General features: G+C 49.0%; 16 protein-coding genes. 7 read left to right on the top strand and 9 right to left on the bottom strand.

Features of this window, described 5'->3' with window-relative positions; translation table 11 throughout:
- Positions 1-9: 9 nt before the first annotated feature.
- Genes urtC through ACMXI2_RS18020 form a run of 5 tightly spaced genes read left to right on the top strand, consistent with a single transcriptional unit; the run spans position 10 to position 4,655 of the window.
- Positions 10-1,089 (top strand): urea ABC transporter permease subunit UrtC, encoded by a 1,080-nt coding sequence (gene urtC, locus ACMXI2_RS18000; protein ID WP_483777468.1) that lies wholly within the window; start codon positions 10-12, stop codon positions 1,087-1,089.
- Position 1,090: 1 nt separating this feature from the next.
- A complete protein-coding gene (urtD, locus tag ACMXI2_RS18005; RefSeq protein ID WP_483777469.1) occupies positions 1,091-1,846 on the top strand; it encodes an urea ABC transporter ATP-binding protein UrtD in 756 nt (251 codons plus the stop codon).
- Positions 1,843-2,556 (top strand): urea ABC transporter ATP-binding subunit UrtE, encoded by a 714-nt coding sequence (gene urtE / locus ACMXI2_RS18010; RefSeq protein ID WP_483777470.1) that lies wholly within the window; start codon positions 1,843-1,845, stop codon positions 2,554-2,556. Before urtD ends, urtE begins: the two co-directional genes overlap by 4 nt.
- A 36-nt stretch (positions 2,557-2,592) precedes the next feature.
- Positions 2,593-3,993, top strand: coding sequence for a sensor histidine kinase (locus ACMXI2_RS18015; protein WP_483777471.1), 1,401 nt, complete (start codon positions 2,593-2,595; stop codon positions 3,991-3,993).
- Positions 3,994-3,995: 2 nt separating this feature from the next.
- A complete protein-coding gene (locus ACMXI2_RS18020) occupies positions 3,996-4,655 on the top strand; it encodes a response regulator transcription factor (protein WP_483777472.1) in 660 nt (219 codons plus the stop codon).
- A gap of 32 nt (positions 4,656-4,687) precedes the next feature.
- On the opposite strand, the gene ACMXI2_RS18025 is transcribed toward ACMXI2_RS18020, so the two are convergent.
- On the bottom strand, positions 4,688-6,562 hold the full coding sequence (locus ACMXI2_RS18025) for a M1 family metallopeptidase (protein ID WP_483777473.1): 1,875 nt from the start codon (positions 6,560-6,562) through the stop codon (positions 4,688-4,690).
- 29 nt (positions 6,563-6,591) lie between these two features.
- Positions 6,592-7,587 carry a GlxA family transcriptional regulator gene (locus ACMXI2_RS18030; RefSeq protein WP_483777474.1) on the bottom strand — a complete coding sequence of 332 codons (996 nt, stop codon included), beginning with the start codon at positions 7,585-7,587 and terminating at the stop codon, positions 6,592-6,594.
- Positions 7,588-7,721: 134 nt separating this feature from the next.
- Here ACMXI2_RS18030 and ACMXI2_RS18035 point away from each other — a divergent pair, with 134 nt between their 5' ends.
- On the top strand, positions 7,722-8,558 hold the full coding sequence (locus tag ACMXI2_RS18035; protein WP_483777475.1) for a DUF899 domain-containing protein: 837 nt from the start codon (positions 7,722-7,724) through the stop codon (positions 8,556-8,558).
- 5 nt (positions 8,559-8,563) lie between these two features.
- Positions 8,564-8,887 carry a hypothetical protein gene (locus ACMXI2_RS18040; protein WP_483777476.1) on the top strand — a complete coding sequence of 108 codons (324 nt, stop codon included), beginning with the start codon at positions 8,564-8,566 and terminating at the stop codon, positions 8,885-8,887.
- Here the strand turns inward: ACMXI2_RS18040 and ACMXI2_RS18045 are convergent.
- The 7 genes from ACMXI2_RS18045 to ACMXI2_RS18075 all read right to left on the bottom strand — a co-directional run bounded on the left by ACMXI2_RS18045 (position 8,876) and on the right by ACMXI2_RS18075 (position 17,909).
- Positions 8,876-9,394 (bottom strand): GNAT family N-acetyltransferase, encoded by a 519-nt coding sequence (locus ACMXI2_RS18045; protein ID WP_483777477.1) that lies wholly within the window; start codon positions 9,392-9,394, stop codon positions 8,876-8,878. The two genes, ACMXI2_RS18040 and ACMXI2_RS18045, sit on opposite strands and share 12 nt — an antisense overlap.
- Before the next feature lie 77 nt (positions 9,395-9,471).
- A complete protein-coding gene (locus ACMXI2_RS18050; protein WP_483777478.1) occupies positions 9,472-9,954 on the bottom strand; it encodes a hypothetical protein in 483 nt (160 codons plus the stop codon).
- Between the two features lie 84 nt (positions 9,955-10,038).
- Positions 10,039-10,362 (bottom strand): hypothetical protein, encoded by a 324-nt coding sequence (locus ACMXI2_RS18055; RefSeq protein WP_483777479.1) that lies wholly within the window; start codon positions 10,360-10,362, stop codon positions 10,039-10,041.
- A 167-nt stretch (positions 10,363-10,529) separates the two neighbouring features.
- Positions 10,530-10,742 carry a hypothetical protein gene (locus tag ACMXI2_RS18060; RefSeq protein ID WP_483777480.1) on the bottom strand — a complete coding sequence of 71 codons (213 nt, stop codon included), beginning with the start codon at positions 10,740-10,742 and terminating at the stop codon, positions 10,530-10,532.
- Between the two features lie 96 nt (positions 10,743-10,838).
- On the bottom strand, positions 10,839-13,202 hold the full coding sequence (locus ACMXI2_RS18065) for an ABC transporter permease (RefSeq protein WP_483777481.1): 2,364 nt from the start codon (positions 13,200-13,202) through the stop codon (positions 10,839-10,841).
- A gap of 265 nt (positions 13,203-13,467) precedes the next feature.
- The gene (locus tag ACMXI2_RS18070; RefSeq protein WP_483777482.1) at positions 13,468-14,892 is read right to left on the bottom strand and encodes an arabinose isomerase; all 1,425 of its coding nucleotides are present in this window, start codon (positions 14,890-14,892) and stop codon (positions 13,468-13,470) included.
- Positions 14,889-17,909, bottom strand: coding sequence for a glycosyl hydrolase (locus ACMXI2_RS18075; protein WP_483777483.1), 3,021 nt, complete (start codon positions 17,907-17,909; stop codon positions 14,889-14,891). Before ACMXI2_RS18075 ends, ACMXI2_RS18070 begins: the two co-directional genes overlap by 4 nt.
- Positions 17,910-17,978: the final 69 nt, after the last annotated feature.

The raw sequence follows: 17,978 nt of genomic DNA on the forward strand, positions 1-17,978 counted from the left end.
ACCAGGCATATGAAAACGAAAAACAATCCACTGTATTATATCCTGTTCATCGCAATTTTTGCGATCCTGCTGCCGGCGGGTTACCTGTCGGGGCTTTTATCCGTGAATACCATTTCCGTATGGGGGCGGTATTTCTGCTTTGCCATAGCTGCGCTGGGTATTGACCTCATATGGGGTTATACCGGCATCCTTTCCATGTGCCAGGCCTTCTTCTTTTGCCTGGGCAGCTATGGCATTGCCATGCACCTGCTGCTAAAGAAAACAGTGGCGGCGGGCGCGGTGTTGCCCGATTTTATGGCCTGGAATAAAATAGATACGTTACCGCTATTCTGGCAACCATTTCATTCTTTTGGCTGGTCGCTGGCGCTATGCCTGCTGATCCCCGCCCTCTTTGCTTTTGTAGTGGGATTTGTGTTGTTCAGAAGCCGGATCAAAGGCGTGTACATGGCTATCATTACGCAGGCGCTTACGCTGGCGATGTGGCTCATCTTTTTGCGGAATGAAACCAATCTTGGTGGTACCAACGGTCTTACCGATTTCAACACCCTGCTGGGTTACAACCTGTCTTCATCTTCCGTAAAACTGGCACTGTACATGATCTCCTTTGCAGTATTATGTGCCGCTTACTTTTGCTGCTACCGGATCACCCACTCCAAATTCGGGAAAGTGCTGCAGGCCATCCGCGACAGCGAATCGCGCATCAGCTACGCGGCCTATAAGGTAGTGGACTACAAGCTCGCCGTTTTCGTAGTGGCGGCACTGTTAGCCGCGGTAGGCGGTATGTTATACCTGCCGCAAACAGGTATCATCACGCCCGGCCGTATGGATGTAAAGGCATCAGTAGAAATGGTAATGTGGGTGGCGCTCGGTGGCAGAGGCAACCTGAAAGGCGCGGTGTTAGGGGCTTTGCTGGTGAACTTCCTCTATAGCATCTGCACCAGTTTATTCCCGGATTCGTGGTTGTTTATACTGGGCTTCCTGTTTGTGATCACGGTATTATATTTCGACAAAGGATTTATGGGTCTGTTGGAAAGCATCAAACAAAGATTTTCCCCTGCCCGGTTTAAAACACCTCAAACTACCCACTGATATGCTACTTAACGTAAACAACCTGGCAGTATCATTTGGCGGTGTACATGCACTGAACCTGGATCATTTCAGTTTGCGCGATAAAGAATTACGTGTGATCATTGGTCCGAATGGCGCGGGCAAGTCCACCTTCCTCGATATCATCTGCGGAAAAACAAAAGCAGACAAAGGAGAAATATTCTTCAATGGTAAATCCATCTTAGGAAAAACCGAAGTGAAGATCGCGGAATCCGGCATAGGCCGGAAATTCCAGAAGCCATCGGTATTTCCCGGGCTCACGGTACACGATAACCTGTTGCTGGCAGCCAAAATGAAGAAAGACATCTTTTCTTCCCTCTTCTTCAAATCCACACCAGCGCTGGCCGACAGGATACATAACGTGGCAGTGAAATTATCGCTCACCAACGTGATGTATAAACTGGCAGGCGATCTTTCACACGGACAAAAACAGTGGCTGGAAATTGCCATCGTAGTGCTACAGGACCCTACCCTGATGCTCATAGATGAACCTGCCGCCGGCATGAGCGATGAAGAAACGGAGAAAACCGGCGCGCTGCTGCTGGAGCTATCCAAAGCACACAGCATCATTGTGATTGAACATGATATGAAATTTGTAGAACAGATAGCCAACGAACTGGTAACCGTACTGGTTCGCGGCAAACGACTGATGGAAGGCACTTTCGCGGAAGTTAAGAATGATCAGCGGGTAATAGATTGCTACTTAGGCCGTACTAACGCTCAACTTGAAACATTATGATGAACACACCAGTATTGACTGTTAACAATATCTCTGCCGCATACGGACAGAGCATCATTTTGCGCGGTACCACCCTCTCTGTAAAAAGAGGCGCCGTTACCACGGTGATGGGCCGCAATGGCGTGGGGAAAACCACCCTGCTCAAAACAATTATGGGACTGCTGCCCGCACAGGAAGGCAGTATCCTTTTCAACAATGAAAACATTACGGCGCTGCCGCCGCATAAAAAAGCAAAGGCCGGCATTGCTTACGTACCACAGGGCAGGGAAATTATCCCCAAGCTATCGGTATACGAAAACCTGCTGCTGGGGCTGGAAGCCCATCCCAACCGGAAAGCAAAGATCCCCGAAGAAGAGATCTACAGCCTGTTTCCCATCCTGAAAGATTTCCGCAAACGCCCAGGCGGTAACCTCAGCGGCGGGCAGCAACAACAGCTGTCCATTGCCAGGGCGCTGGTAAGCAACCCTTCCCTCCTGCTGCTCGATGAGCCTACAGAAGGCATACAGCCTTCCATTGCGCAGGAAATTGGCAGTATCCTGCAACAGCTGGTACAGCAAAAGGGGCTGTCCGTATTATTGGTGGAGCAAAAAATAGACTTTGCCAACCAGGTAACGGATCATTACTATTTTATGGACCGTGGCCGGATGGTGCTGGATGGCGCCGCAGAAGAGCTGAAGCACTCGGAGCTGGAAAAACATATTGCGGTATGATACAACCGGGCGTGGGTTTTATTTATCTTTAACATTATGCATCCTGTATCCGAAGACAGAAGTATTTTTAAGATCTTCACCATCCTCTACGCGGTGGCGCTTACTACTATTGCGTTGCTGTCTATATTCAGCCAGATAAAGATCCAGCAGGCGCTGAACCACCAGATGAATGATTCGCATGTGATCAACTTTGCGGGAAAACTGCGAACGTATAGTCAAACGCTCAGTAAGCTGGCACTGTTGCTGGAATCCGGCAGGGATATAGATGATAACCGGAAAGAATTTATCAATACGCTGAAGCAGTGGCAGAAATCGCACGAAGGCTTACAGGCAGGCAGTAACTTTCTCAATTTGCCAGCGAACGACCAGGATGAGCTGAAGCAGATGTTTGAGATTATCCGCAACCCTCACCAGGAAATATGGGATGCCGCCAGTAAAATGATTACGGTATTGTACGCCGACAGCGCCTTTAAGCCGGCGCATATCCGCCCGTATGTGCAAACGATATTGGCATATGAGAAGTCGTACCTGCTGGGCATGGAACTGATTGTATTTGACTACGACCGCTTTTCAAAAGAACGGATCCGTAACCTGAAGGAAATTGAATACATCGTATTGGGCCTGGTGCTTTTCACCCTGATGCTGGAAGCGGGGGTGATCTTCTACCCGTTGTCTACCCGCATCCGGAAAATTATCCGTGGGCTGGTAGATGCAGAAGAGCGGGCACGTAAATTAACAGAGCAGGTGCAGCTGGCCAACCAGGAGAAACTACTGCGCCAGGAAACGGAGCAGCGTATACGGTCGTATTCCATCATCAACGGGCAGGAGAAAGAGCGTAAAAGGATTGCCGCCGAAATACACGACGGCATCGGCCAGATGCTGACCAGTTTGCGCATGAAGCTGGAACAGATAGAAGACCGGAGTATGCGCCCCGATCCTGAAATTGCGATGGTGAATACCATGATGTACAGCATCATCAATGAAACCAAACGGATCTGTGCAGACCTGTTGCCCAGTGTGCTGGAAGATTTTGGCCTGCGGGCAGCCATTGATGAACTGATAAAGCTATGCAGGCAAACGGCCCCCGGTATAGACTTCCAGCTGGAAGATACCTTAGCGGCAGCGCCGCTGCCAAAAGAAGTAAAGACGGGCGTTTACCGTATCTTGCAGGAGGCATTGAACAATGCTATCAAGCATGCAGATGCAGATACCATTGAAATAGATATTGACGGCACCGCCAATTTCCTGCAGCTGAGCGTAAGGGATAACGGCAAAGGCTTTCATTTCGACAGCCAGCAGTTATACTCCTCCGAGCAGGCCAAAAAAGTAAACGGCATCCGTAATATGAAAGAGCGGGCGGAGTTGCTGGGCGGTACGCTTCAGATCAATTCACAACCCGGCGCCGGAACAATTGTACAGTTGGCAATAACTTTTTAGCAATGAAAAAAATAGGCGTTTTTTTAGTAGATGATCATGAAATATTCCGGAACGGCCTTAAACAGCTTATCAACAGCGAAGCCGATATGGAAGTGACGGGAGAAGCCAGCAGTGGCGAAGATGCGCTGCAACAGTTAGCCTCCATCCAACCGGATGTAATTATCATGGATATCCGTATGCCTGGTATGAACGGCCTGGAAACCAGTACCCGCCTGCTGGGAAAAAATCCCCGTGGCAGGATCCTGTTCTTTAGTCTTTTTGATGAACCCGACTATGTAGCAGCAGCCCTTGAAATGGGTGCCAGCGGTTATATATTGAAAGATACCAGCAATAAAATATTCCTCAGCGCTATCCGCACCATCCACCAGGGTAAATATTATTTTATCGGAGAAGTGAGCGATATCCTCGTAAAGAAATATCTTGATGCCAAACAAACGCCCGGCAATGGCGGCACGCAGGAGATCTCCCTTTCCCGCCGCGAGGAGCAGATCATGCGTATGATCAGCCAGGGACTTAATAATAAAGATATTGCCGAGTCGCTGAACATCAGCATCCGCACCATTGAAGCGCACCGGATGAACATCCTGCGCAAGTTCCAGGTGAATAGTATTGAAGAAGCCGTGGAGTATTGTAAAATAAACGGCTTACTAAAAGAAGAATAAGGGAATCGCCTGATGCGATCCCCTATCTCTTGTTATTTCTTCCAGCTATTATCTTTTGCATTGGCATCCATAAACAGGTTACCATCCAGCCGTACTGCGGCTACTTCTTTTTTCACGGCCAGGTCCAGCACGGTAGCTTTGGTATTGGCTTTCCATACCGCCGGTGTTTGATGATGGGTAGCCGTGCTGCCATCCGTAAAGGTAACGATTACATCAAACGGAACAGCGAAGCCGCCGGTATTGGTTATTTTCACCTTAACGCTTTTACCCGTTTGTTTTATTGCTGATAAAGTAAGATCGATGTAATTATTACTGAAGAACCAGTTATTCCAGAACCAGTTGAGGTTTTCACCCGCCGCGGTATTGAACGAATAGAAGTAATCCCAGGGGATGGGATGTTTTCCATGCCAGTTGTCCATATAGGCGTGCAGGCATTTTTTGAAGCGCTTGTCGCCCAGCAGGTCTTTTACTGCGAGATACGACAGGGATGCTTTGCCATACGAATTGTTGCTGTAGCCCATTCCGCTTACCTGGTTGGACATGGAAATGATAGGCTGATCTTCTTCCGTAGAAGGATCAAAGATGTATTTGGTGACCCTGAATTTTTTGTAGAAGTTATCTGCTGTTTCCTTTCCTTTTTCCGCAATACCGATGAGGTATTCAAAGGTAGTGGCCCAGCCTTCATCCATAAAGGCGTAGCGGCTTTCGTTGATGCCCATGTAAAAAGGGAAATAGGTATGCGCTATTTCATGGTCCTGCACCAATTGCGCAAAACCGAGGTCATCTCCTACAGAACCGTCGTTTACCATCATAGGGTATTCCATATCTGCAAAGCCCTGCACGGCGGTCATTACTGAAAAGGGATACGGTACGCCCGGCCACCGATGAGAGAACCATCCCAGTGCGTTTTGTGAAAACGCTACGGAGTGATGGAAGTCGGTGGATGTATCGTTAAACGCGGCCTGTACGCTGGCACGGCGCATGGTGCTGCTGTCCACGATTACGCTGGCCGCGTCCCATACATAATGGCTGCTGGCCGCAAAGGTAACATCTGCAATATGTGTGGCTTTAAATTTCCAGGTGTTCCGCTCGTTCTGGCGGGTAACCACTTTGCGTTGCATTTCATCAAGCGTGGCAATGTGCATGACATTATCCGCGGTGTAAGATTGTTGGAGACGCTTTGCGAAATCAGGTTGTAATACTTCAGCAGCATTTTGCAGATCGCCGGTACCCCACACTACAAAGTTCTTTGGTACTGTTACCGATACGTTGTAGTCGTTGAAGTCGCTGTAAAACTCTACCCGGTCGGTGTGGTCCAGTGCATCCCAGCCGTTGTAGTCGTCGTATACAGATACACGGGGATAGGCATAGGCCATGAAAACGGAGGTACTGTCCAGCATGCCTTCCCGGCCGCTTTGTACAGACAGGTCGTAATGCCAGCTGATTTGCAGCTGGAGGCTGTCTTTCGGTTGCAGTGGTTTTGGCAGCACCACATGCGAAAGCGTGCCTACATCATTATTGAACTTCAGCGCTACGCCATTGATCACCAGTGTATCGATGGTGATGCCATCTGTCAAAAAGTTCTTGCTCACATAACCTGAACGGGGGGCCTGGTATTTATGCAGGTTCACGATCAGCCGGAGTACAATCGTTTTTAACGTATTGGGACTGTTGTTCACATAGCTGATAGTTTCGCTGCCGGTTACTTTACGGTTGGGCGGGTTTACTGCCAGTTGGATATTATATACCCCTTTGTTCTGCCAGTAGTGTTTGCCCGGTGCGCCGCTCTTATCGCGGGTTCCGTTTACATATGCCTGTTTAATATTACGGGGCATATACAATTCCTGTGCTGATGCGATGGTGTTTACACCCAACAGCAACAGCAGGCTATAGATAATTTTGTTCATACGCTTCTGCCGGTTTGAAAACGCTAAAATTAGGGAAAGTACGGGGAAACATCCACACCGCCACGGCAATACTTTCTGCGATACTCCTGCGGGGTTAAACCGGTGTACCGTTTAAACACCTGCCTGAATGTTTTCTGGTCGTTATATCCTGCGTTGTACATCAGTGTGCTGATGTTGATGGCGTTTTTCTCCAGTTCTTTTTTGGCAGATTCTATTTTTACCCGCTGCAGGTATTCCATCGGGGTATTGTGTGTGGCGAGTTTAAAGCGGCGAACGAAATTACGTTTACTCATATTCGCCAGGCCGGCAATCTGTTCTATGGAGATCTGCTGATCGTAGTGTTGTTCGATGTAAGCCTGTGCTTTGAGGATGTCTTCATCTTCGTGGCGGCGTTGTCCCTGGAACACGGCGAAATGGGCCTGGTTAACGCGGTCCATATCTATAGAAAACATTTTACTTACCCAAACGCTGGTTTCACGGCTGCTGAATTTTTCTATCAGGTACAATACCAGGTTTAATGAAATAAAGGCGCCGCCGCTGGTATAAACACCGTCGTCGTCGGTCATTACCTGGTCTGCCAGGATATTGATATCCGGGTAGCGGCTGCGCATGTCGTCGAGGGCGGTCCAGTGGGAGGTACAGGATTTCCCGGAGAGCAGTCCTGCTTCGGCCAGGAAATAGCTTCCCAGGCAAAGGCTGGCCACTTCAGTGCCGCAGGCGTGCATGGTGCGGATCCAGTTCACCAGCGCTTTGTTCTTCTCCAGCACGGTATCCGCTAACCCTTCAAAGGCGGGCGCCAGGATGAGGTCTGTATGTTTTACCTCATCGATGGTTTTAAAGCAGATAAACTGTGCGGGGGTATGCAGCTGGATGTTCTTCATCTTTTCGCTGACCAGCTCCAGCTTAAAGGCTGGTTCCTTTCCTGTTTCAATGAGGAAGCGGTTAGCTCCCAGGAGGATATCCATCACGCTGGATACGGAAGATAAAATGGCATCTTCATAAATAAGCAAAGAAACAGTCTTCATGGCAGTTTGTGTCTGTTACAACACAAATTTAATACTTTAACGTGGCACAAACACCCCCTAAATAAGTCGCATTCACCCTCGTTCAATTACATTTTAACTCCCGAGATTTGTAGTACATTAAAATCAAAGAAATCATGAGTACTCCTGTAACGACTGGTTTTAAAGATAGTGCTGTTAAACCCGGTCCCCCGCACAAAATTGTATCCTCCGAAGAATGGCTGGAAGCCAGGAAGAAGTTTTTGCAGAAAGAAAAGGAATATACCCGTTTGCGGGATGAGCTCACCCGTGAGCGCATGGCGTTGCCGTGGGAAAAGGTAGAGAAGAACTATGTATTTGATGGTCCGGAGGGGAAGGTCAGTCTTTCTGACCTTTTTGATGGCCGCAGCCAGCTGATCATCCAGCATTTTATGTTTGGTCCCCATGAAAAAGAGGGTTGTGTAGGCTGCTCTTTTGCAGCAGACTCCATTAATGGCGTATTGCCTCACCTGGAGCATCATGATGTGTCCATCGCGGTAATATCCCGTGCGCCGCTGGACACACTGGAAGCTTTTCGTAAGCGTATGGACTGGCACTTCAATTGGGTATCCTCTGAAGGCTGTGAGTTCAACTACGATTATCACGTGTCATTCCGTAAGGAAGACCTGGAAAAGGGAAAGGTGTATTACAATTACGGTATCGTGGAAGGATTGCCGCATCATTTAGAGGACCTGCAGGGCATCAGTGTTTTTTACAAGGATGAAGCCGGCGATATTTATCACACCTATTCCACGTATGGCCGTGGTGGCGAATTACAGCTCGCTGCTTACAACTACCTGGATATAGCGCCGCTGGGACGTAATGAAACCAGCGAAAGTGGCGATTTAACATCGTGGGTACGGCACCACGACAAATATGACGAGAAAGGACATGTAGACAATACCGGCAGGTATCACAAAGAGAAAACACCGGGTTCCTGTTGTTCAGAAGACTAAGCATCATGAAAACACATTGTTCCTGCGGCGCCGCTACGGGCAGCGGCGCCCGCAAAACAACCGCTGCGCAAACCACCAGCCCGCTTACTTTATGGCAACGCTTTGTAAAAGGCGTACGATGGCTGATACCGGGCATCACCCTTGTACTGCTGCCAAAGTGTCCCATTTGTTTCGCTGCCTATGTAGCCCTGGGTACAGGAATCGGGTTGTCTGTAACCGCTGCTACATGGCTGAGATCAGGGTTGGTGGTGTTGTGTGTGGGTTCGTTGCTTTACCTGGCGGGAAGCAGGATCATGGCCTACCGGAAACGGCAGCAATCAGCTTCCTAATTCAAGATCAAATAACATCAGTTCTTCCATTTCTCCCGGAGGAAGGATGGTACCCTGCAGGGTAAATCCTGACCGCTCCAGTAAACGGACAGACCGGTGATTATCCGGCTGGACAATGGCAAACAGCCGTGGGAACGGCAATTGCTGCCGGGAATATTCAATAGTAGCGGTAGCCGCTTCATAGGCATAGCCTTGTCCTTCAAAAGCCGGCAGGAACGCAAATCCCAGGTCGGGTTGCTCCAGGTATTTTCTTTTAAACAGTCCGCAGATACCGATAGGATTCCCTGTTTCTTTCAACACTGCTACCCATGCGCCATAGCCTTGTTCTGCGTATATTCTTAACAGGTTATTCATGATATAGCGCTGTGCATCTGCCAGTGTCCGGATCTGCCGGTCGCCGATGTATTGCAGCCAGGAGGGCGTATTCAGCAACTCCAGCACAAATGCGTCATCTGTAGCGGCGAAAGTGCGGACCTGCAGCCGCGGCGTTTCGAATAGAACTTTCATGCATTCATTTTATGGCCTCTTTAATTCGTCAACACCACCAAAATAAAATTTTCCGGTGAAGGGAACAAACCAAAGTGCTAATCCTCGCCGGTAAGCCGTTTCAGCTGCCGGAGATAATCGTATTGCAGGTCTTCATGCAGGGTGGAAATTACTTTTGTGATCTTCTTCACCTGTTGTTCGCAGAGGTTATTTAACTGAACACTATAGGAAGATAATAAACCGGATAGTTTCATTTTTGTACAGAAATAAATCAGCAGGTCTGCTTCGGCAGATTTGGAACCGGTATAACGTATATGCTTATTCGTTATCCGCAGTATTTTCCTCAGCCTTTTTTTGGCGTGGTATAATTTATCGCCGGCCATTTCAATAAACCCTTTATCGATTTCTTCTTTCACTGCGGCGATGTACCCTTCTTCGTTGTGGGCTTCAAACAGCAGGTAGGTAAGCAGTTCCTTGTTATCGTTTTTGTATTTGGCCAGCCGCAGGCACAATGCCGACAGTTCTGCCGGAGGCAGGGTAGTTAATTCTTTTTTTATATCACTGATACTTGCCGCTTTCATAATTCTGCTGATGCTTGTTGCAAAGATACTATCTATTCCGCAGCATGTGAACTGCGGGCGGCATCTTTACGCAACAGCCATGAATTAAATACGAGTAATGTAGCGGCCTACAAACCAGGGCATCATCACATCCGACTTTTTAATAAGGCGGTGTAGTCCTTCGTCGTTTACCGCGTCCTGCCTCAACTCCCGCCAGTAAGTGGGTACGCCCAGCATCACGCTGAAGCCTTTTGCTTTCATAGCATCCAGCAGGGTTTCCGCTTCTTTCAGTCCGTAGGCGCGGCGATCATTGAAGCCCACACCCCAGATCACGATAAAGGGCTTACCGTTGTGGTGCAGGTAAGTAGGACTTTTACTGCCGTGCAACAGATCATATTTTTCTGTTAGTTCATCCAGGTCTTTTAACACCAGCTGCTCTTCTCCCTTTGTAGGTAGGATAGCGCTGTGCCTTGGCCTGCATGCATACCAATAGCGCGCATGTTAATATAACGTGGAACCTTTTACTGATCATTTTATTTCTTTTATCAACCTGGGGATTAAAGATAATATTTTCCCAACAAGAACATATACCCCCCTTAGTCTCTCCGCTTACCGGATACCACCAGTACCACACCTACAATGACTACGACACCGCCCGCATAGGTAGGCCAGCCGATCCATTTATTTTCTTTCTTATTAATTTCAACAGGACCAATGTCCAGCACTTTCTTTTCTGTTTGAACAGAGAAACCCCTGATAACGATCATTGCAATACCAGCAATAATGAGGATCATGCCAAGTACTTTCATAATGTTGCGTTTATGAATGTACCGGCAATCCACATGCCATTGCTATGGCAGTATTTTTAGTGGTATAATGGGGAATTAGCGCCCCAATAAGTAGGATTATTCTGTTTTCAGGCTTTTTACGGGGTTCATAGCGGCGGCCCGGATGCTTTGAAAGCTGACCGTGAGTAAAGCAATAATAATGGTGATGAGTCCTGCGCCGGCAAAGATCCACCATTCCAGGTCTGTTTTGTAGGCAAAGTGTTCCAGCCAGCGGTTCATGGTATACCAGGCCAATGGGAAGGCGATGAGCATTCCTATAAATACTGGTTCCAGGAATCCTGCCGACAGCAAAATAAAGATATTGGATTCAGAAGCGCCCAGCACCTTTCTCACGCCTATCTCCTTTGTACGTTGCGCGGCGGTGAACATGGCCAGTCCGAATAGCCCGAGGCAGGAAATAAACACTGCGAGACAGGCGAAGTAGTTGCACAACTGCCCTACCATCTGTTCACTTTTATACAGCTTCGTATATTCTTCATCGGAGAACTGGTAAGTAAAAGGGAAGTCAGGATTTAAGTTTTTGCAGATCGCTGCCAGTCCGGCCAGCACCGGCGTTGTTTTGCCTTCGGCGACTCTTACCAATACAGTACCCCATTTGGGCTTTTCATCCAGGCGGATCACCAGCGGTTCTATGGCATCGTGCATGGAGTTGAAGTGGAAATCTTTGAGTACGCCCACAATGGTACCGGGAACATTTCCGAGTGTGAATGGTTGTCCTACCGGGTGCTGGTAACCGATCCTTTTCACGGCGCTTTCATTCAGGATATAGCTGCCGGAATCATTTCCAAATTCCCGGGAAAAATCGCGGCCTTCCAGTAACGTAAGGTGCATGGTTTTTATGAAGTCGTACCCCACTGCTGCATCTGCAAAAGAGGGAGCATCGCCTGGATCTTTTCCTGACCAGCTCATATCTCCTTTATGATGTTGTATTACCGTAGGTGTTTCTTTCATTTTAGAGATGGCCAGCACGCCGGGCAGGTTGGCGGCAGTTTCTTTGAATACATCGTATTTGGATATCAGTTTACCTTCAATAGGAATATAGATAAGGTTTTGCCGGTCGTAGCCCAGGTTTTTCGTTTGCACATAATCCATTTGGCGGTAAATCACAAACATGCCTATCATTAACAGGATAGACAGCGTAAATTGAAACACCACCAGTCCTTTACGGAAATTGATAGCGCCGGAACCAAATTTCAGACTTCCTTTGAGCACCCGCACCGGGTTCAGGGACGACAGGAACAATGCCGGATAACTGCCGGCTATAAAGCCGGTGAGCACCGTAAGCCCCAGTAAGGTAACCCAGAATAGAGGTTGCGAAATGGGTAATGATAATTGTTTGCCACTGAGCTGATTAAAGGCAGGTAACAGTAACATTACCACCAACAGGGCAATTACCAGTGAAAAGAATGCCAGCAGCATGGCTTCCCCAATAAACTGGATGATGAGGGAAGAACGCAGCGCTCCTACTACTTTTCTCACGCCTACTTCCTTTGCTCTTTTTACAGAGCGGGCAGTAGCCAGGTTCATAAAATTGATACAGGCAATGAGCATGATAAATATTGCCAGCAGGGTAAAGAGACGTACATATTCAATACGTCCGCCATCGGGAACGCCGTTACTGAATACTGCGTGCAGGTATTTTTCACTGTAGGGCTGCAAGCCTAATGCTGTGTAGGAGTTGTTGTTGCGCGGCTGGTAATTATAAACGAAGTCCTTTATTTTGGCGGCTACTTTACCTGCATCGGCGTTGTCACGGAGACGGATATACGTAAGCGGGCTAAAGCTGCCCCAGTTTTTTGTCCAGGCGTTGCCCCTTGTAAAGTCTTCCCAGTTACGGAGGAAATCAAACTGTTGTGATGAGTTGGCCGGCACGTCATATACGGCGGTAACAGACAGGCTTACCGTATCTTCATAACGCAGTGTTTTCCCCAATGCCTCTTCCGGGCTGCCGAAGAATAATTCCGCGAGGCGCCGGGAAATAGCAATGGCGCCGGGTTTGTCGATGGCAGATGCTTTTGTGCCCTCTAATACAGGATAACTGAACATCTGCAAAAAATCGGCACCTGCATATGCACCGGTGATCTTCATTACTTTATCATCTACCCGTAATGCTACCGGTGGAAAAGCCTGAAAGCCACTGGCATAAGCCACTTCAGGCACTTCCTTTTTTAACTCCGCGGCAAGTGGTCCCTGTGTGAGATAGCCGGCATTTACTTTACCTCCGGTCGACTGGCGCACATACACCTGGTATAGTTTATCACTGTTGGCATGAAAGCCATCCATGCTTTTCTCGTCCTGTACCCACAGGATCATGAGAAGGCTGCAGGCCAGCCCGAGTGCCAGCCCCAGGATATTGATAAAAGAAAATGCTTTATTGCGGACCAGGTTACGCCATGCAATCCTGAAGTAGTTTCTTATCATGATAGATGGTATCAGTTACATCACCAGTTAAAAAAACATGCCATACCCAAAGTTGTTTACGTTCCAGTAATTTAAAAAGTTATTTTTAAAATGATATGTTCGTTTTTGATACAGTGGCTGACCGCTTATAATATCGCGGCATTTGCCTTGCCTGTCGCGGTATACTACCGTTTTTCTATACTCCTCTTCACGCACCGGCATGTTCCTCCTCTCCGTCAATGGTATGACGATGGTACCACGATATGGATTAATTATACGAGGGGGGTTAGCAAACCTGCTTAACCACCACCCCTAACAACTCCGCCAGCTTTTTTATCCGCGACGCTATATGCCCTTTGCCAACCGCGCAATGATGCGCCGGCCCTTCCGCATTCCACGCTTCCACAAAATTCCTGGCGCCGGTGGGAAACCGGTAACGGCTGTTGGTGTTACCGATTTCAAGAATAGGACCGGCTTCAGACATGCCCTCCGCCAGGAGGAACTGCAATTTTCCATCTGCTGTTTCCACTACGGATAGCAGGGTTACCGGACCGTGTGCTACCGACATTTCTACTGATAGTCCTTTTCCTACTTTTCCATGATATACCTGTAACGGCTTTAGTTTTATTTTACCGGCGGCTATTACAGGATGACAAGGCCCGTCGTGGCCCATCAGTACAATATCATCGTGGTAGTCCATTGCGTAGTATTCCGTGAAGGACCCACCTGCGCCAAAGCTATCCATGATCTTCATGGCCTGTACGTTTTTCACTTCGTACTCGCCGGCTACGGGGATGCCTTGTGCTGTTAAGAGCGAGGTGCCCATGATCACGGAACTCATGGTATCTTCGTTTATTGCATTTCCGCTTCCTTTATGGTAATATGCCAGGGAACCCAGTTGATGTTTTGCTACCAGCTTATCCAGTGCTACAGCGGTTTTGGCGGCACGGTGCAATTCTTCCGGTGAACAATCGGGCTGTATGTCAAATACCTTTTGTGCTTCGCGGAGTTTGGCGGTAATTTCTGTTTCACTGACCGTATTGCGGAGCCCTGATAATTCATCTACCTCAATGATTTCCATGTGTCCGCCCAATACGGCGGCGTGTAGCGTAAGATTGGAATAGATATCCAGCATGCCGCCATAATAGTTACCCATTAAGCCAAGCCTGTTGTGATATAAGGTGTGCGCTACTTTCGCGGCGGCGATCCATTCTTCCACTTCTTTCCAAACAATGGGGTCGTTGTGAAGCATACCCGTTACCTGGTAAAAAGGGATGTGTGAACGTTTGAATACACTGGCTATTTCCGGCACGGGGCAGGCGGCACAGAAGGCCAGCCATTCGCCGGTCATGGTGGTGCGATTGGGGAGCTTATTAAATGTGGCATAGTCTATAGCTGCCGCCGGAGAAAGGTTTAATACGATCACCGGTACTTTTGCCCGTTTCACCACCGGTAAAACAGTGGAAGATAATGCATAGGTGGTTACGTATAAAAAGATCAGGTCTACCTCTTCTTTCCTGAAGCGGCTGCCGGCTTCAAAGGCTTTTTCCGGCGTGTCTATTAATCCGAGGTTGACGATATCGGCGCCATAGTGCTGCAGCTGCTGATGTACGATATCGATATAGCCAGACAACCGTTGTTGCAGTCCTTCGAATTGTTCCCAATAAGCAGCGAGTCCTATGCCAAACAGGCCAACTTTCAACGTATTCATGGTGTGATTTTTTGAATGGTAACCGGCCCCAGTAATCCGGATGGTAGCAGTGGGGAGTCTTTGGTGTAAAATTTCCAGGTGGAGAAAGTATACCTTCCGCTGGTGCGGGGTAAGCCTTTCAGCAGCCATTCGGGCCATTGCCCGTTTTTTATGCCGTCGTCCGGGAGTTGTTCGTCGCCTATTAAGCGGTTGGGCCACAGGTTGGCAACGGTTATTTCCAGGAGATTATTTTTTTCTTTTACCGCGTTGCTGATGTCTGTCTGCCAGGGCGCACACCACAGTACGCCAAGTTCTTTTCCGTTTAGTGTAACCCTTGCCAAATTTTTGACGGCGCCGAGTTGTAACAGGAGTGATGCATTTTTTCCGGCTGGGGGCAGATCAAATGTTTTACGGTACACCGCCATGCCGGAATAGTATTTAATGCCGCTTTCAGGCCGTTGTGTCCAGTCCTGAAGCGGGTTGAATGTTACGCTTTCCGGGCCGCCCCATTTTGGATCAAAGGCTACCTGCCAGTTGCCCTGCAGTGTTTGCAGGATTATTTTTTTCCGGAAGTTTTTGGAAGATGAAGGCTTTGCGATCGTTTCTTTTGTGAAAACAATAAAGCAACTTTCTCCTGCCTCCAGCTGCAACGGAACGGTGGTGCGTGTTCCGGAAACAGTGAATTCCGGGAGCGCGCGGATGGCGCCTGTCATGGGATCCCATAGCTGCGGCGTACCCTTAGGGCTTCGGAAAATAACGTTACTGCTAACCAGCGCGTTGCTTCGGTTGGAGATAAAGTATAAGTCGGCGTTGCGGGTAGTGCGATGCGTGTAACGGATATTTTCGTCTGCTTCCAGATCCGGCGGCACGCCCATTGCGGCGAGAATAGCGGCCGTGCTATCATAGTGTGGGTACAGCTGCCCCGCCGGCGCAGTGCTGTAAATGATTGTTCCTTTGCCGGAAGCAGGCTGTTTCCAGAGAGTTACAGCGATTGCCTGCACGGTGGCATCGCAGGCGGGATAGCCGGATAAGCCGGGGGAATGCTGCGGCGGGATGCCGGTAACCACCGCGCCGGCCAATACGAGCGACCGGATTTTTTCCAGCAGTTGCGGCGTCATGGTGGTAACAGCGGGCAATACCAATATGCGGTAGCTGGCGCCGCCGGGAAATACAATGCGACCGTTTTGCACAGTGGCCTGGTATAATTGTCCGGGTGCGCAGCCATCAAAGTTATATCCTTTACGATCGGGTAATACGGCGTCACCGGACAATGCCGATGGCGGCGGCTGGAACACATGCGGCGATCCTTCCGGTGTTAAATAGAGGATGTCTGCTACCGTAGTTCCCTGTTGCAGCAGGTACTGGCACCGCGATAAATACCGGTGATACGCCCCTGCCATTGGCCACCATGTCTGGTTGCGGTCCCAGTGTACGCCATAAGGGCCCATCGTCATCCCGGGGCGTAGCGAATCAGCCAGCACCTGGCTTTGGAAAGTATGAAACACAAACCGGTTGATACCCGCCGCAAAGGCCCAGTCGCCCTGGTTTTTCATGGCGCCGGGATATTGTTTCCAGCCTTCATCATTTTGCGCCGTGAACGCCTCCGATGGCACCAGCGGCTGTCCGTTCACATGCGCTGCCGATACCGCTTCTATACAACTGAAGGCCGCGTTAAAGCCGAGATCTTTGCTCCAGAACTCACACATCGGGATATCTGCGATAGCACCCAGTTCAAGATCGGCGGTAGGGTTCATATCGTAGGGTTCTATAGACAAACTTAATCCATGCCGGTGTGCATATTTTTTTACATGGCCGGCGTGATTTTCCAGCACCAGTTCCTGCGCGGTTTGCCGCAGATCCCATAAAAAGCGCTCGCTGATTTCCCTGCTCTCCACAATGCTTCCGGTGTACACCGGATAAAATGGCAGCGGATCATAGCCTCTTCTTTTCCTGAATTCCTCCCGGAAATGCGGCGTCCAGTTTTGCGCGCCCATCTCCCAGCTATCCATGTGCAGCCGTTTTAAACCGCCTGGTAATGCGGGGTTCTGCTTTCCTAATTTACGCAGCAACGTACCAATGTAATGATCCAGGTGTGCATTAATAGCAGTGGTATCAAACTTATCGGCTTCAAATCCCAATCCGGGGAATGGCGCCGGACGGGTGATGGCGCCGTTGTTGCGTACGCCGAAACGCAGGATGGTCCAGTTGCCGGGAGGGATGGTCCACCGCAGGGTTCCATCCGGTTGCAGCGCAGTGGTGAGATCCATGATGCGGTGCTTTTCGATCACTGCCGACAACGGTAACGTATCGTACACGCCGGGAGACGGCAGGTATGGTTTTACACCGGCCACAGAAGTAAACGGCGCGCGGTAATACAATGCTTTTTCACCGATATCTTTAATCTGTTGCGCATTGGCAGGTGTAGGAAACGCCAGTACTGCCACATCTTTATAAAAATCGTTCCATTGCTTTTTCAGGCCGGGGGTAAAAACATCTTCCCCGAAATAAGGTGTTTTGGGAGATGGTACCGGTAGTGTGATGATCTTTTTTTCATTGCCGGAAACATGGGTAGCAGAGGCTACCAGGTGCTGCATAGATTGAGCGGGCGTTACCCAGGGACCGCCACTTCCCGACCAGCCGGGTCCTATACCCAGGGTAACTTCAATGCCCAGTCGCCCGCTTTCCCGCACCGCATGTACAAAAAGATCCTGCCAGGCTTCACTGAGAAAATCAACTTTACCGCGGGGAATGCCTACATTCACTTCGAGAAAGGTAACATTGCTGATGCCTGCTTTTTTCATGGACTCCAGGTCGGCCGTAATACCTTCCTTTGATAAATTACCATCCATAAAATACCAATATACGCCGGGGCAAGCGCTGGCAGGCGGTTCCGAAAATCCCTGCTTCCATACGGACACTTGACACGATAACGGCTGTACGAAAACCATTTGCCACAATATGAACAAAAGAAGGCAACGGTAATGTATATATCTACCGGGAAAAAATAACAGAAAATAACGTGGACGAACAGCTATCATCAGTGGATTATTTTAGACGGAATAAAACTAGCCGTAGCGGGATAAATTATTTGATATTTCAGTTGTACT

Source organism: Chitinophaga sp. G7 BAM 1005, from assembly GCF_057126945.1.